General features: G+C 65.8%; 14 protein-coding genes and 1 tRNA gene. 6 read left to right on the top strand and 9 right to left on the bottom strand.

Going from position 1 to position 14,348, the window contains the following annotated elements:
• Position 1: 1 nt before the first annotated feature.
• From LH20_RS20400 to ftsE, 3 genes are read right to left on the bottom strand one after another with little or no spacing between them, the layout of a single operon-like run.
• Complete coding sequence (locus LH20_RS20400) at positions 2-532, bottom strand: YdcF family protein (protein ID WP_053555800.1); 531 nt, start codon at positions 530-532, stop codon at positions 2-4.
• Complete coding sequence (locus tag LH20_RS20395; RefSeq protein ID WP_053555799.1) at positions 529-1,434, bottom strand: cell division protein FtsX; 906 nt, start codon at positions 1,432-1,434, stop codon at positions 529-531. The genes LH20_RS20400 and LH20_RS20395 overlap by 4 nt, the downstream gene beginning before the upstream one ends.
• A gap of 4 nt (positions 1,435-1,438) precedes the next feature.
• Complete coding sequence (ftsE, locus tag LH20_RS20390; RefSeq protein WP_200905406.1) at positions 1,439-2,167, bottom strand: cell division ATP-binding protein FtsE; 729 nt, start codon at positions 2,165-2,167, stop codon at positions 1,439-1,441.
• Between the two features lie 166 nt (positions 2,168-2,333).
• On the opposite strand from ftsE, the gene LH20_RS24230 reads away from it, so the two are divergent.
• On the top strand, positions 2,334-3,161 hold the full coding sequence (locus LH20_RS24230) for a zinc-ribbon domain-containing protein (RefSeq protein ID WP_053555797.1): 828 nt from the start codon (positions 2,334-2,336) through the stop codon (positions 3,159-3,161).
• A 30-nt stretch (positions 3,162-3,191) separates the two neighbouring features.
• Here the strand turns inward: LH20_RS24230 and LH20_RS20380 are convergent, their stop codons facing one another.
• Positions 3,192-4,229 (bottom strand): YeiH family protein, encoded by a 1,038-nt coding sequence (locus LH20_RS20380; RefSeq protein ID WP_053556412.1) that lies wholly within the window; start codon positions 4,227-4,229, stop codon positions 3,192-3,194.
• Positions 4,230-4,671: 442 nt separating this feature from the next.
• On the opposite strand from LH20_RS20380, the gene LH20_RS20370 reads away from it, so the two are divergent.
• A tRNA-Arg gene (locus tag LH20_RS20370) sits at positions 4,672-4,748 on the top strand.
• On the opposite strand, the gene LH20_RS23125 is transcribed toward LH20_RS20370, so the two are convergent.
• From LH20_RS23125 to LH20_RS20350, 4 genes are all read right to left on the bottom strand, one after another.
• Complete coding sequence (locus LH20_RS23125) at positions 4,719-6,404, bottom strand: recombinase family protein (RefSeq protein ID WP_083455520.1); 1,686 nt, start codon at positions 6,402-6,404, stop codon at positions 4,719-4,721. The two genes, LH20_RS20370 and LH20_RS23125, sit on opposite strands and share 30 nt — an antisense overlap.
• An 18-nt stretch (positions 6,405-6,422) precedes the next feature.
• The gene (locus LH20_RS23120; RefSeq protein ID WP_144423624.1) at positions 6,423-6,668 is read right to left on the bottom strand and encodes a hypothetical protein; all 246 of its coding nucleotides are present in this window, start codon (positions 6,666-6,668) and stop codon (positions 6,423-6,425) included.
• 82 nt (positions 6,669-6,750) lie between these two features.
• Positions 6,751-7,173: a type II toxin-antitoxin system VapC family toxin gene (locus LH20_RS20355; RefSeq protein WP_053555794.1), complete on the bottom strand. Its 423-nt coding sequence runs from the start codon at positions 7,171-7,173 to the stop codon at positions 6,751-6,753.
• Entirely contained in the window at positions 7,170-7,415 is a 246-nt protein-coding gene (locus LH20_RS20350; RefSeq protein WP_200905405.1) for a FitA-like ribbon-helix-helix domain-containing protein, read from the bottom strand. Before LH20_RS20350 ends, LH20_RS20355 begins: the two co-directional genes overlap by 4 nt.
• Before the next feature lie 457 nt (positions 7,416-7,872).
• On the opposite strand from LH20_RS20350, the gene LH20_RS20345 reads away from it, so the two are divergent.
• From LH20_RS20345 to LH20_RS20330, 4 genes are all read left to right on the top strand, one after another.
• A complete protein-coding gene (locus tag LH20_RS20345) occupies positions 7,873-9,918 on the top strand; it encodes a ParB/RepB/Spo0J family partition protein (RefSeq protein WP_053555792.1) in 2,046 nt (681 codons plus the stop codon).
• A 159-nt stretch (positions 9,919-10,077) separates the two neighbouring features.
• On the top strand, positions 10,078-10,821 hold the full coding sequence (locus LH20_RS20340; protein ID WP_053556411.1) for a DUF3223 domain-containing protein: 744 nt from the start codon (positions 10,078-10,080) through the stop codon (positions 10,819-10,821).
• A 77-nt stretch (positions 10,822-10,898) separates the two neighbouring features.
• Positions 10,899-13,196, top strand: a complete 2,298-nt coding sequence (locus LH20_RS20335) for an AAA family ATPase (RefSeq protein WP_053556410.1) — start codon at positions 10,899-10,901, stop codon at positions 13,194-13,196.
• 207 nt (positions 13,197-13,403) lie between these two features.
• A complete protein-coding gene (locus LH20_RS20330) occupies positions 13,404-13,844 on the top strand; it encodes a DUF736 domain-containing protein (protein ID WP_442800440.1) in 441 nt (146 codons plus the stop codon).
• Between the two features lie 59 nt (positions 13,845-13,903).
• Here LH20_RS20330 and LH20_RS20325 read toward each other — a convergent pair whose 3' ends face one another.
• Complete coding sequence (locus tag LH20_RS20325) at positions 13,904-14,233, bottom strand: hypothetical protein (protein ID WP_053555791.1); 330 nt, start codon at positions 14,231-14,233, stop codon at positions 13,904-13,906.
• Between the last annotated feature and the right edge of the window lie 115 nt (positions 14,234-14,348).

Here is a 14,348-nt window from a genome sequence, read left to right as displayed (position 1 = left end):
CTTACAGCCCTAGGAGACCGCCCGCCAGTCCCGCGAGATATTTGTGATATTCGCGAAACAGGGTCGAGAAGGTCGGACGGCTGCGCACCGCGTCGGGAATTATGGTCACCGCGTCGCCCACCGCGCGACCGATCTCATATTGGGCGCGGCGCATGTGCCAGTCCGTCGTGACGAGCCGCACCGTCTTGTAGTTGCGCCGCGCAACCCAGCTCGCGACCTCGGTGGCGTTGGAGCGCGTATCCTCGGCCTCGAAGCCAAGCGCGATGCAGCAATCGAAGAGCTTTTGGGGCCGCTCATATTCCGCGGCGAGTTCGCGCGGTTTCACCTCGCGCGCGACACCGCTGATCAAGAGCCGCTTTGCCTGTCCCGTCTCCAGCAGCTCGAGAGCGCGGTCGATCCGCCCCGGTCCGCCGGTCAGCACGACAATCGCGTCGGTCTTCTGCGGCGGCGCCGGCATCGGCGGCAGCAGCGCGAACCAGGCGAAGCCGAGCACCCAGACGAGGAAGAGGAGCGAAATCAGGCGCTTGATCATAAAATCTTCTTGAGCGCGGCGAGCAGCGTCTGGCGCGCCGTCAAAGCAGCCAGCGCGATAGCCAATAGCGGCAGCGCCAGCAAGAGCGCCCAGCCTGCGGCCCCCAGTGACGCGGTGGCGGCCAGCCCCGCGGTCACCCTCGCCCATTGCCAGGCGATGAGCAGCAATATCGCCGCCGCTACCGCAGTGCCGAGCGCGATGCCATAAGCGGTGTCGATTGCGATACGGCGCTGGAACAGTCGCGCGATCTGCCGGTCGGTCGCGCCGATCAGGTGCAGCATCTCGATCGTTGCAAAATGGGTCCCGAGCGCCGCGCGCGCGGTCATGATGACAACCGCTGCGCTGGCGAGAATCATCAGTACCACCAGCGCACCTGCAACCCAGGCGAGCGAGCGGATCAGCCGCGCGACCGGTCCGAGCCACTCGGCGTGCGGGATGATCCTGGCGCCCGGCGCTGTCTGGGCGACCAGCGCGCGCAACTGGTTGAGCTGGCCGGCACGCTCGCCGCCCACGAAATCGACGTCGACGAGGGCGGGCAGGGGCAGCGACTTGAGGACGGGATCCTCGCCATTCTCGCCGCCAAACCATTGGCCGAGCGTTGCAAGCAATTCGGCCTGCTCGACTGCCCGCGCGGTGCGAACGTAAGGCTGGGCGGCGGCGGCGCGGCGGAGCGCGGAGGCTTGCTCGGCACGGGTCACCGGATTGGCGGTGACAATCTGCACCGTCACCCGCCCCGCGATCGCGTCACCGATCGCATTGGCCGAGCGGGCAAGCCCGATGCCGGCAGCGGCTGCGAGCAGCGTCAGCATCATCAGGATCGCGATCACCCAGGGGGTCTGTCCTGACAGGCGGCGGTCAGGGAGCAGGCGGCGGTGCTGGATGGGGACGCGCGGGATGATCATGACGTCACGCGCGGTTCGGCGGATAGCGCAGCGCGCCAGTCGGATCGGCGAGCCGTCCCTTTTCCAGCCGCATCATCTGCGCATTGTCGATGCGGCTGATCAGGTGGATGTCGTGCGTTGCGACGACGACGGTGGTGCCGAGGCGGTTGAGGGCCTCGAACAATCCTAAAAGCCGCATGGCCATGTCTGGGTCGACGTTACCGGTAGGCTCGTCGGCGACGAGCAATTGAGGGCGCGCAATCACCGCGCGCGCGATCGCGACACGCTGCTGCTCACCGCCCGAAAGCGTCGCGGGGCGCGCGTCGGCACGCTCGCTGAGCCCGATCCAGCTCAGCATCTCGCCGACCGGGCCTGACAGATCCTCTTCGCTCACCCCGGCGATGCGTAGCGGCAGTGCGATATTGTCGCGCGCCGAGAGATGGGGGATCAGGCGGAAATCCTGAAAGACGACGCCGATGCGCCGACGAAACCCGGGGAGGCGGTGACGCGGCATGGCGACCAGGTCTTCGCCGAACAGCCGCACGATCCCGCGGCTCGGCCGCTGCGCAAGGTAGAGCATCTTGAGGAGCGACGTCTTTCCCGCACCCGATGGCCCTGTAAGGAAGTAGAAGCTTCCCGGCTGCAGATTGAAGCTGATGTCGGACAGGATCTCGGCATCGGGGCCATAGCGCAGACCGACACTGTCGAACTCGACCATCGGCCCGCCTGGACGGGGAGCGGCTGCGTCCGTCATGACGTCAGCCGCAGCCAGCGCCGCGCCGCCGGGCGGAAAAACAGGGGAGCCTCCACGCTCATGTCCTTGGCTGTTACACGGCTCTTCGGCGAGGACAAGCGCCTATCCGCCCGCCAGGGCGACGCGGCGCTTGCCAGCGTGGGGTGCAGCGTGTTTAGAGGGGGTCATGATCCTCGCCTGTCCGTCCTGCCATACCCGCTATGTTGTGCCCGATACGGCGATTGGACCCAATGGCCGCACCGTACGCTGTGCCAATTGCCGTCACAGCTGGTTCCAGGAGCCTGCAGCCGCCGCCGGGGCCGTTCCGCCGCCCCCTCCAACTGCGCCAGCGCCCGACGCTGCGCGTGCCCCGGTGCCTGGTCCCGGTCCGGCGCAAGGAGCCGACGACGGGCCCTCGCCGGCGCCGGTCGCCCCGCCTCCAGTGCCGCCCGCTGCGGCAAACACTGACGAGGTCGTCGCCTCCCCGCCCCCTCCGCCTGAGGCCTTTGCCGCCGCGTCGGAACCGGCACCCAGGCCGGTACCCCCCTTGGCTGCCGAAGAGCCGCTCCCCTTCCGCCGGCCGCGCCGCAATCCCGCGAAACGATGGACGATGATCGCCGCGGGCGCGGCCGTGCTGATGGTCGGCGCGACGGGTGCGCTCCTCTACTTCGGTCTACCGAGCTGGGCGCAGGGTCTCGGGCTGCCCGGCACGATCGATGAACCCGACCTTGTCATCGAGCTCCCGCCCAATCAGGATCATCGCGAACTCGCCGACGGCACCATCTATTTTGCAGCGTCGGGGGTGATCATCAACCCGACCGACCGCGAGCAGCGCGTTCCGCCCATCCTTGCTGAGCTGCGCGATGCGCAGGGAACGATCGTCTATAGTTGGACGATCAAGCCGCCCGTGCGGACGCTGCCGCCGAACGAGAAAGTCAATTTCAGCGAAGCAAAGCTCGATATTCCGCGCCGGGCGACGCAGCTGACGGTGAGCTGGGCGCTGCCAAAAGGCTAAGGTCCCCGATGTTACCGTGACGTCAGGGCGTCAAAGGCTCAATGCGGCAGCGAGGGACAGCGCGAAGCTGGTCACCGTCGCGACGATGATCGGCGCGAAACTGCGCCAGCCCTGATCCACGAGCAGATGCAGCCGCGCCTTCATCGCGGTGGCGACAATCGCGAGGAGCAGCAGTGCCTGCGCAATCGTCGCGGCCCCGTCCCGTAGCGGTTCGGGCAGGGGCACCACGGAATTGATCGCGGCGAGAGCGAGGAAGCCCAGGATGAACCACGGAAGACGCAGCGGAATGCGTGCCTTTTCTGCCGCCGTCTCGCCGCTGCGGCCGAGCCAGAGACCAAGAAGCATCAGCATCGGCGCCAACAGCGCCACGCGCGTCAGCTTGACGATTGTCGCCACCTCGCCAGCTTGCTGTGAGAAGGAGAAACCGCCGCCGATCGCCTGCGCGACATCGTGGATCGAGGCGCCGATCAGGAAGCCTGCCTGGGTGTCTGACAGGCCGAGCTGCGCCGCGAGGACCGGGTAGAGCGTCATCGCAAGCGCGCTCGCGACGGTGATACCCACAAGGGTCAGCGTGAAGCGCGCCTGGTCGACGCGTTTGTCCCCGATTAGCGAATAGAGCGCGAGTGCGGCCGAGGCACCGCAGATCGCGGTCGCCCCGCCGGCGAGCAGCGCGGCGTGGCGGTGCTGCCGGAACCATCGCGCGCTTGCGAGTGTGGCGACGATCACGGTCAGCATGATGAGGATGAGCAGCACGAAGGGGAGCGGGCCAAGCTCGGAGAGCTGCGAGGCGGTGATTCGCGCGCCGACGAGGACGATGCCGAGGCGCAGCGCGGTCTGCGACATCAGATCGAGTCCCGCGTGCGTGCGCCGGTCCTGCGACAGAAAGGAAAGGGCAAGGCCGATGAGCAGGCCCATTAGGACGATTGGCACAGCATAATGATCGGCGAGCCATGCGGCTGCGAGCGCAGCGATTGCGGCAACAAGCCCGCCGGGCAGAAAGTCGCGCCAGCGCCGCGAAGCCGGACGTGCCGTCTCGAGCTGCAGCTCTCCATAGAGGTCGGCTGCCATCGGCCAGCGCTGTTCGGAATTTGCCACGCACAGTCCCCCAGGGTTCGGCGCGGCCGCGCTTCGCACATCCTGCCCTCGATACGCAATGCGCAATCGGGTTCTTTATTCGATTGCTGGCGCCATCCGGGCTTGCTAGAGGCGCGCTCTAGCGGCACCCGTAGCTCAGCTGGATAGAGCGCTGCCCTCCGAAGGCAGAGGTCAAGCCTCAAAATCGCGCCTCAAAATCTCCATAAATTATTGATTTTCTTCAAGATTGTTGCGTCGTTGCAGCGAACCAGTCTGGTGAAATCGCTTCACGTAAGCATGACGTAAGCATACTGCGTAGTATCATAGAGTACGAAGGGTAACGGCAGAGTGGCGCAGTCGCGAACCGAGCAGTCGAACCATCCCGCATCGAATCCGTTGACCAATGACCGTTCGACCGGCTAGGCACCGCCGCGAAGCACCCGTAGCTCAGCTGGATAGAGTGTCGCCCTCCGAAGGCGAAGGTCACAGGTTCGAATCCTGTCGGGTGCGCCATTTCGGTTCAAAGGCACGAACGCCTAGCACCGCCGCCTCCACGCCAGAGGCGGCGGTCAGCGTTCGGAGGAGCTCGCTCCGCAGTCCGCGGATGCGGACCTCCTTCTTGCTCACCACCTCTACGCGCTGCGCGACGGCACGCACCTGATCGCGGGCGAACGTCCCGTCGCCGTTCCTCAGCTTCTTGCGCAGAGCCGCCGCGAAGGCGCGCAGGCTCTCCGGTGTGATTGTCGGGCCAACCTTCACGATATGCGCGAGGGCGCGCTCGGCGTCGCCCTTGGCCTGGTCCCGCGTGGCGGTCAGCTCGGCGATCCGATCTTTGAGGGAGGGGTCGCTTACGTCGATGACGCCGTTTTCAATCGCGTCATAGAGTCGTTTGAGCTTCGCTTCCGCCTCGGTCGCCCGGCGTTCGAGATCGGCAACGTGAAACCGGCGCTGGTTCACCCATTCGTCGCGGCGTTCGAGGATCTGATCCATCAGCGCTTCGAGTCGCTCCGGTTCGAGCAGCCGCGCTTCGAGATGATCGACCACAGCCTCGTTGAGTCGGTCCATCGGCACGGTGATGCCAGGACAACCGGTTGCGCCCTGCCGCGCCTTCGTCGAACAGGTGTAATAGCGATATTCCCGGCCGGCGCTGCTGGTGCCGGTGCGCAGCGTCATCGCGCCGCCACAGCACGCGCAGAAGCAGATGCCGGTGAGCAGCGTCGGGCCGCCCACCGCCATCGGGGCCATCATCTTCGGACTGCGCGCCTTGAGCGAGCGCTGCACCGCCTCGAACTCCGCTTCCGAGACGATTGCCGGCACTTCCATGACGGCGTGCTCGCTCTCCGGCTTCGGCGTTCTCGTTCTGTGGTCGCGGGTGTTGAAGCGGTGCCGGCCGATATAGGTCGTGCGGGTGAGAACCTGATGCACCGCGCCCAAGCCCCAGCGCCCGCCGTCGCGGGTGCGGATGTTGTTTTCATTGAGCCAGGCGGCGATCGATTTGAGGCCCATCGGCCCGCTGTTATCGACGCCGCTCAGCGCCATGCGATAAATGCGCCGCACCGTCTCGGCCTGGAGCGGGTCGATCTCCAGCTTCTTCTTGATCTTCGCGCCGCGCTCCCCGGCAGCCACCACACGATAGCCGATCGGCGCACGAGCACCATTCCAGAAGCCTTGCCGCGCGTTCTCTTTCATCGCCCGCAGGGTGTGCTTGCCGTTCTCCTTCGACTGATATTCGTCGAATAGCGTCATGATCTGCCGCATCATCACGCTCATCGGATCGTCACCGAGGTCTTGCGTGATCGAGACGAGCTTCACCCCGTTCTTCGCCAGCTTGCGGACGTAGAACTCGAACTGGAATTGATCGCGGAAGAACCGCGAGAAGCTGTGGACGACGATGACGGTGAAGGCGGGCGGCTTGGCCATCGCGGCGTCGATCATCGCTTGAAAAGCCGGCCGGCGATCGTCGGTCGCGGAGTTGCCCGGCTCGACGAACTCGGCCGAAACCTCCCAGCCGCGCGCAAGGCAGTAGCCTTCGATCTGGCGGCGCTGGTCGGGGATGGACAGGTCGCTCTCCGCCTGCCGGCCGGTCGAGACGCGCAGGTAAAGTGCGGCGCGAGCGGACGCGACGACCGGCGCCTCATCCTCATTTCGTCGCAAGGCGGCGCTGGTCATGACGCTTTACTCCTCACTTCACGGCAATGGTCCGAACAGCTTGTCCAGCTCTTGCCGCATGTAGCCTTCGATCGCGCGCAACTCCGCGTCGCCGATCGGAACCTGCTCCGGCCAGTCATCGGTGACGATGATGGGCCCGTCATCCTCGCGCGACCGGCGCGAAGCCCGACGCGGCGCGACGCGATTGGTGTAATCGAGCAGGTCATCCGGGCATTCGGCCCAGCGACGAGGCGTGCGGCGGCGGAGCTTGCGAGGAAGGGCCATCGCGGCAGGCTGCCCCGCATCCGCATCCCGCGCAAAGCCTCTCGCGCGGCGAAGCGTAGATAGGGGCGTGCGGCGGCGAGCGTCATGCTTCGCCCCACGGATCGACGACCGTGATCCCGCAATCGGCGAAATCGCGGACGTTACGAGTCGCCAGTCGCGCGCCGCGCGACCGAACGATGGCGGCAATCTGCGCGTCAATCTGGCTGATCGGCTTGCCACCCTGTTTCCGCCCGGCGGCGATCTCGGGATAGGCAAGGGCCGCTTCGGTGTCGAACGGCAGGACGCGGCCAGCCAGATCGACGTCGAACATCGGGCGCGCTGCCGCCAGCAGGTCATCGCGGCGGCGTCCCTTGGGAAGCAGCGCCAGGCCGTAGAAGATTTCCGCCTGCGTCAGCGTCGTCGTGAATACGCCCGCCATCGGCTGCTCGGCGATCCACGCCATAACCCTCGCGTCAGGCTCGCGCCGCATCAGTTCGGAAATGACGTTTGTGTCGAGGACGATCATTCGCCGAAGTCCACCGCCCGGATCGGCTCACGGGGAAGGTCAGGCAGATCGACGCCGCCCAGCTCGGCGAAGCGTTCATGGATGGCCTGGCCCAGATTGCGAGGCCGCGGGATTTCCGTCGACAGCGCCGAACGCAGGATGTCGCGGGCCTCGTCTTCCATTGATCGGCCGTGCATCGCAGCGCGCAGCCGCAGACGATTTTTGATCGCATCGTCGATGTTTCGGATCGTCATGACGGCCATATGCAACTCCATAAGTCATTGACTGCACATTAGTCGATGAAGGAAAAAATTGCAAGATTGGAGTTGGCGCCTCCCTTCGGGACCGCCGCTCTATCTGCGCTCCGCTTCGACCGAGCCCCTGCGGGTCTCGTCCCTGCCGGGTGACGATCAGCATGGCGGCGCGGCGCTGGCGCGCCGGTCGGCCAATCCGCTCGCGGATTGCGGTCCTTCCATGCTGCGGAGATCGGGCCGAGGCGTTCGCCGGCCCGATCGCGTCGTTGTAGCTCTCCCCGTCGGTGGGGTGGGCGCCGCTCCCCTCTAGGCCCGCCGCGCCGGGCCGCAACGCGCGGCAAGCCGCGCTTACCTCCTCTGCGTTCCGGTCCTGCGGATGCTGCCCGGCTCCGCCGGCGGGCCTGCCGGTCCGCTCCTTCGCCGCCCACCCCATTCCGGGGCGAGTGCGGTTTGAAGGAGAAGTGTGATGAACGCTGTTACCGAAACCGTAACCGCCGAGGCTGTGTCGGCCGTCGAGATTTTCGTGCCGCTCGCCAAGCTCAAGAAGTCCCCCAAAAATGCGCGCAAGGTGCCGCACGGAGAAGCCGCCATCGAGGCGCTGTCCGCTTCGATTCAGCACAAGGGGCTGATCCAGAACCTTGTCGTGGAGCCGGAGGTAAAGGAGGACGGGACGCCGACCGGCTACTATCTCGTCACCGCTGGCGAAGGCCGGAGGCTGGCGATGCTGCTGCGTGCCAAGCGCAAGCAGATCAAGAAGTCCGAGCCGGTGCGCTGCTGGCTGGACACGGCCAATGACCCGTCCGAGATCAGTCTGGACGAGAACGTGACCCGTACCCCGATGCACCCTGCCGACCAGTTCGAGCGCTTCCGCGAGCTTGCGGACGGCAAGGGCTGGGGCGCGGAAGAGATCGGTGCGCGGTTCGGCGTGTCGGCGGGTGTGGTCAAGCAGCGGCTGCGCCTTGGCGCGGTTTCCCCGAAGCTGTTGCAGGTCTATCGGGAGGACGGGCTTACGCTGGACCAGCTTATGGCCTTTGCGATCACCGAGGATCATGCCCGGCAGGAGCAGGTTTTCGCCAACCTGCATCACAACCGTGAGCCGTGGATCATTCGGCGCGACATGACCGCGAGCAACGTGCCCGCCACCGACCGGCGCGCCGTGTTCGTCGGGGCCGACGCCTATGTCGAGGCGGGCGGCAACATCATCCGCGACCTGTTCAGCGAGGACCGGGGCGGGTTCTTCGAGGATGCGGGCTTGCTCGACATTCTCGCCGTCGAGAAGCTGCGCGAGATCGCAGGCAAGGTCGAGGCCGAAGGCTGGAAATGGACCGAAGCGCTCATCGACTATCCCCACGCCCACGGGATGCGGCGCTTCTATCCGCAGTCGATTCCGCTGTCTGACGAGGACGAGGCGCGGCTGGAGGCGCTGTCCACCGAGCATGACGAGCTTGCCGAGGGCTATTCGTCCTATGACGAGATGCCCGAGGACGTGGCGGCGAAGCTGGAGGCGGTGTCCGACGCGATCGACGCCATTTCGGCCAAGCGTTACGCCTACGACCCGCAGGTAGTGGCGCATGGGGGCGCGTTCATCGTGCTCAACCATGACGGCGCGGTGAGGATCGAGCGTGGTTTCGTCCGGCTCGAGGACGAGGCGCTGGCCGACCCGCAGCCGGAGCCGGAAACCGAAGGCGACACGGCCACCCCGGATGACGAACCGAACGAGCAGATGGAGGACGGCTACGACGACGCGCAGGAGATCGAGGAGGAGGACGAGGAACCGGGCAAGCCGATTTCCGACAGCCTCATCCGCGACCTGTCCGCCTACCGAACGCTGGCGCTTCGCGTGGCGCTTGGTGAGCGGCCCGACATGGCGCTGATCGTCTTGACCCACACGCTCACGGCGCAACTGTTCTACAGCTACACCGAGGCCGGTTGCCTCGAAATCCGTCCGACCGTGACGCCGCTTGGCAGTCATGCGGACGGGATCGAGGACACGCCGTTGGCTGCGCGGGCAAGCGAGGCGCATGAAGCGTGGGCCGAGCGGATGCCGCGTGACGTGGCCGACCTGTGGGGCTTCATCGTCGCCTTGGACGACGCGAAGCGGCTGGCGCTGCTGGCGCATTGCGTGTCCCGCACCGTCAATGCGCTGCGTTTGCCGTGGGATCGCAAGGCCCGCTCTCTGCAAACTGCTGACCGACTTGCGACCGCGCTGGCGCTGGACGTGGCGAAGGACTGGACGCCCACTGTGGACAGCTATCTTGGCCGCGTCACCAAGGCGCACATCGTGGAAGCCGTGTCGGAAGGTGTTTCGGAGGATGCCGCCCGTCGTATCGCGGACATGAAGAAGCCGGACATGGCGCTGGCCGCGGAGCAGCTTCTGGCCGGGACTGGCTGGCTACCTGCCGTGCTGCGGACGCCGACGCCAGAGGGGAAGCAGCCCGCGACCATCGAGGCCGTAGAGCAGCCGTCTGACGTGGAGGACGGCGAAGCGGGCTACGCGGTCGCCGCCGAGTAGCGGGACCGGGCCGGGGCTGCGCGAGCGGTCCCGGCCTTGCTCTCACCCCAGCAATTCGGCCGCGCGCACGCGCGCGGCCGACATAGTTGTGTGTCGCCTTGCGTCGAACCATCCTCGCCGATAGCCAGTTGGCAGGCTGAAATGGGGATACGCGCACCAGTGGCAAAGGCGATCAGTCTGTCGAACGGCAGGGCATGGAAGACCCAGAGCGCCGCCCTGGCTCACTTTAAGGGCATGCTCGCCCGCCATTCCGATGAGGAGGTGGTCGAAGACCGTGCCGACCATGACGACCTGATTGCCCTTCTCGAACGCTATGACGGCGTGATCGTGGACGGTCCCTCGAAGATCGGCGAAGGGGTGGATTCCTTCTTCCGGCGCCGGAACACCGGCGACGGCTACTCGACACCCGGCTTTTGGGTGCGGCGCGTTGACGGGAGTGAAACGGATTTCAGCTATTTGGCGGCTGTTCGTGGAGTCCCAAAATCAAACGCCCAGGAGTTCTATGACGCCTGCCGGGCGGCGGTAGCGGCGGATTTGAAAGCCGCCAAAGTTCGGCACTTCAAGACCTACGGAGACGAACTCGGTCGAGTCCCCTGCGAGCTGACTGACGAGCTCATTGCGATCGACGCGGCCCATATCGACCACGCCTATCCGACCTTCGGGCAATTGGTCCTGAGCTTCCGCGCCGCGCGAGGATGGCAACACGAAGTGCCCCTCGGCACCGTCACCGCCCCGGCAGACAGTCAAACTACGACCACTTTTGTTGATCCGGCCGTTGCCGACGCGTTCCGGCAATTCCATCACGGCGCCGCCATTCTGAGAATCGTGGCCCGGACCCGAAATCTGGCGATGTCGGCGTCTCAGCGCAGGCCCAAGGTTCGCAGGCCGGTGGTCTTGAAGTGAATCACCGCTGACCCCTCGGGGCGGAACCGCTATGGTTGTGCCGTCCCATGTATATTGGCGGACCGGGGGGATTCAGCGTGGTTCAGGCAATTCAATTACTGCGGAATATTGGCCAGTTCGATTCGGTGAACGCTGGCGCTCAGATTCCGTTCGCGAAGCTCACGGTTGTCTATGGCGAGAATGGGCGCGGGAAGACGACGCTGACCGCCATTCTGCGGTCCCTGGCGACGGGGGCCGCCGCGCCGATCAGCGATCGTCATCGTCTCGGCGCCGCGAATCCCCCGCATGTGGTCATCGGCCTGGCTGCCGGTGCGCCCGCCGTCTTCCAGAATGGAGCATGGTCCCGAACCGAGCCCAATGTCGCCGTCTTCGACGATGAGTTCGTGGCCCAGAACGTGTGTTCGGGCATCGAGGTTATCCCCGGTAATCGCCAGAACCTGCATGAGCTGATCGTTGGGAGCCAGGGTGTTGCGTTGAACGCCGCCGTGCAAACGCATGTCGATCGGATCGAGCAGCACAACCGCGACCTCCGCGCCAAAGCCGATGCGATCCCGGCCGCTCGGCGCGGTGGGCTCGACGCAGATGCGTTCTGCGCGCTGCAACCGATCCCCGACCTCGATCGGGAATTGGCCGACGCGGAAAAGCGACTGGCCGCCGCCCGGTCATCGGAGGCGGTTGCGGCGGCGGCGATATTCCCAGCGCTCTCCCTGCCGGCCTTCGACCTCGACGCCTTGGACGAACTTCTCCATCGCGATTTGCCGGGTCTGGAAGAGGCGGCAGCCGAGCGTGTGCGGGCGCACATCGCGCTGCTCGCCCGTGGCGGGGAGCGTTGGATTGGCGAAGGGCTGACGCACGCCGACCATGCCGCAGCGGCAGGCGCGGCGATCTGCCCGTTCTGCGCCCAGGATCTCGCCGGCTCTCCTGTAATCGGGCACTACCGCGCCTATTTCGGAGATGCCTACAACGACTTGAAGCGCGACATCGCCAACGCAGTCCAAACCCTCACGACCACCCATGCCGGCGACGTGCCTGCGGCCTTCGAGCGCACGGTGCGCGAAGCTATTGAGCGCCGCGAATTTTGGCAGGCTTTCACCGAAGTCCCCGCCATTCAGATCGACACCGCGGAAATTGCTCGCGCCTGGAAAGCCGCCCGCGACGGCATCATGGAGCGCTTGAAAGCCAAACAGGCCGCGCCGCTGGAGTCTTTGACGCTGGGCGACGACGTGCGCGCCGCCGTCGCGACCTATGAGGCCCACCGGGCTGGCCTTGATCGGGTTGCCGCAACCTTGGTGCACGCGAACGAGGCTCTGGCGCTCGTCAAGGAGGAAGCGCGGGCGGCCAACGTCGCCGCGCTGGCTGCCGATCTAACGCGGCTTCGCGCCGTCGAGGCCCGGCATCAGCCGGAGATCGCCGCGCTCTGCACCGCCTATGTTGACGAGCGCGATGAGAAGGGACGGACCGAGACCGCGCGGGACCAGGCCCGCGAGGCGCTCAACCAATATCGTCAGAACGTCTTTCCGGCCTACCAAGACGCGGTGAACGACTACCTGCGTCGCTTCAACGCCGGCTTTCGACTGGGCAACGTCGCACCCGTGAACAATCGTGGCGGATCGGCCGCCAGCTACAATGTGCTCATCAACAATATCGCCGTCGGGCTCAACGCAGCCGAGGGGCCGAGCTTCCGGACTGCGCTGAGCGCGGGCGACCGCAACACCTTGGCGCTCGCCTTCTTCTTCGCCACGCTCGAACGCGACCAGGCGCTCGCGCAGAAGATTGTCGTGATCGATGATCCTATGAGCAGCCTTGATGAGCACCGCACTCTGCACACTGTGCAGGAGATTCACCGTCTCGCGGGCGCCGTGGGGCAGGTCATCGTCCTCTCGCACTCGAAGCCGTTCATCCTGAATGTCTGGGAAAAGTGCGGCGCGCTCCCGCGCGCCTCGCTCCAGGTCGTGCGCGCGCAGCAGGGCTCGACGCTGGTGGCCTGGGATGTCACCGGCGACATGATTACGCTGCACGACAAGAGACACGCCGATGCGCTCGCCTACCTCCAGGCGGCGGACCCGGCCGTCGAGCGTAAGATTGCAGAGTCGCTTCGCCCGATGCTCGAAACCTTTGTCCGCGTTGCCTTTCCCGCGCAGTTCAGGCCCGGTGGTAAGCTCGGCCAGTTCGCAGACATTTGTCGCCAACGGCTCGGAACGGCGGAGGAGATCTTGGGGCCGAACGATACCGCTGAGCTGCGGGCGCTTCTCGATTTCGGCAACCGCTATCACCATGATGAGAACCCGGCCTACCAAACCGAGGCGATCAATGATCGTGAGCTGGCCGATTTCACAAGGCGAACGCTCGCCTTTGCTTCACGTCCCCGGCAGTGATGATCACCCGGCTAGGCGCGGGATCGGCTAACGCACGCTGATGCTCTCGATCGGCGTTACTATGGCGCCGTAAATGCCATGTCCCGCCCCGACATTCGCCGATCGCACCGCACAGCCTCGTAATGGCCTGATCTGATCGGAGGACGTCTTCGCCTCGATCGTCTTGGCGCAACGGCGCCGCTCGGCTTTTTTCCGCCGCCTTCGGCTTTGCATCGCGATTCAAAAAAGCCGCGTGGCGCCGTCCTGCACTTCGTTCCGGCCGTGAACGGTGCGCCGCCGCTCGCCACCGATCCGTCGATCGCCATCGAGGCCGCGATGGGCGTGGCCCAAGCAAATGGAGAATACGACATGGCTACCATCGGCACCTTCACCGCCAACAGCAAGGGCGAGTTCACCGGCGTCATCAAGACGCTCACTCTTAGCACCAAGGCCGCCCTCCGCCCGGTCGAGAAGGACGGCGAAAAGTCCCCGGACTTCCGTATCAGCGCCGGATCGATGGACATCGGCGCGGCTTGGAAGAAGACCAGCCGCGAAGGCCGCGACTACATCTCGGTCAAGCTGGACGATCCGAGTTTTCCGGCTCCCGTCTATGCCACGCTGTCCGAGACCGACAACGCCGGCGAATACGCGCTCATCTGGTCACGCTGATCCGAGGCGGCGCCCCCCGCTCCACCGGAGCGGGGGGGCGTCTCGCGTTAATGGGCCAACTAGCCGGACCGCGAATCGAACAGCGGCAGTGGCATCGGGCCGCGCTCCGGCAGAGCGCTGGCTTCATAGGGTGCGATCGTCACCCATTCGACCGCCCAATCCAGCGTCAGCTCGCCTGGACCGATCCGCGAGATGCCCGCTCCGTCCACCACGACCCGGAAATCGAAGCGCTCTTCCTCGGCTTCGAGGCGGCCTTCGATCAGCGAACCATCACTCGCCGCCAGAAGGAAGCGCCCCTCCGCCCCGTCATATGGAACTCGCAGCGTCTTGGTGATGTCGCCAGCGACCGCGATGCGCTGGCCGGGCTGTCCTGTGATCGTAATGCTCATACCGACTCCTTGCGGCCGGTTTGGATCAAAACAAGAACAAATGGCAAGAGCTGTTTGCTGGCGCCGTGGCCGGCGCAGTGCTTGGGGCGCTGCCCCCAGCGCCCTTCGGAGCGGC

The organism is Sphingopyxis sp. 113P3 (assembly GCF_001278035.1).
Taxonomy (GTDB): domain Bacteria; phylum Pseudomonadota; class Alphaproteobacteria; order Sphingomonadales; family Sphingomonadaceae; genus Sphingopyxis.
This window is presented reverse-complemented; position numbering and strand designations above follow the sequence as displayed.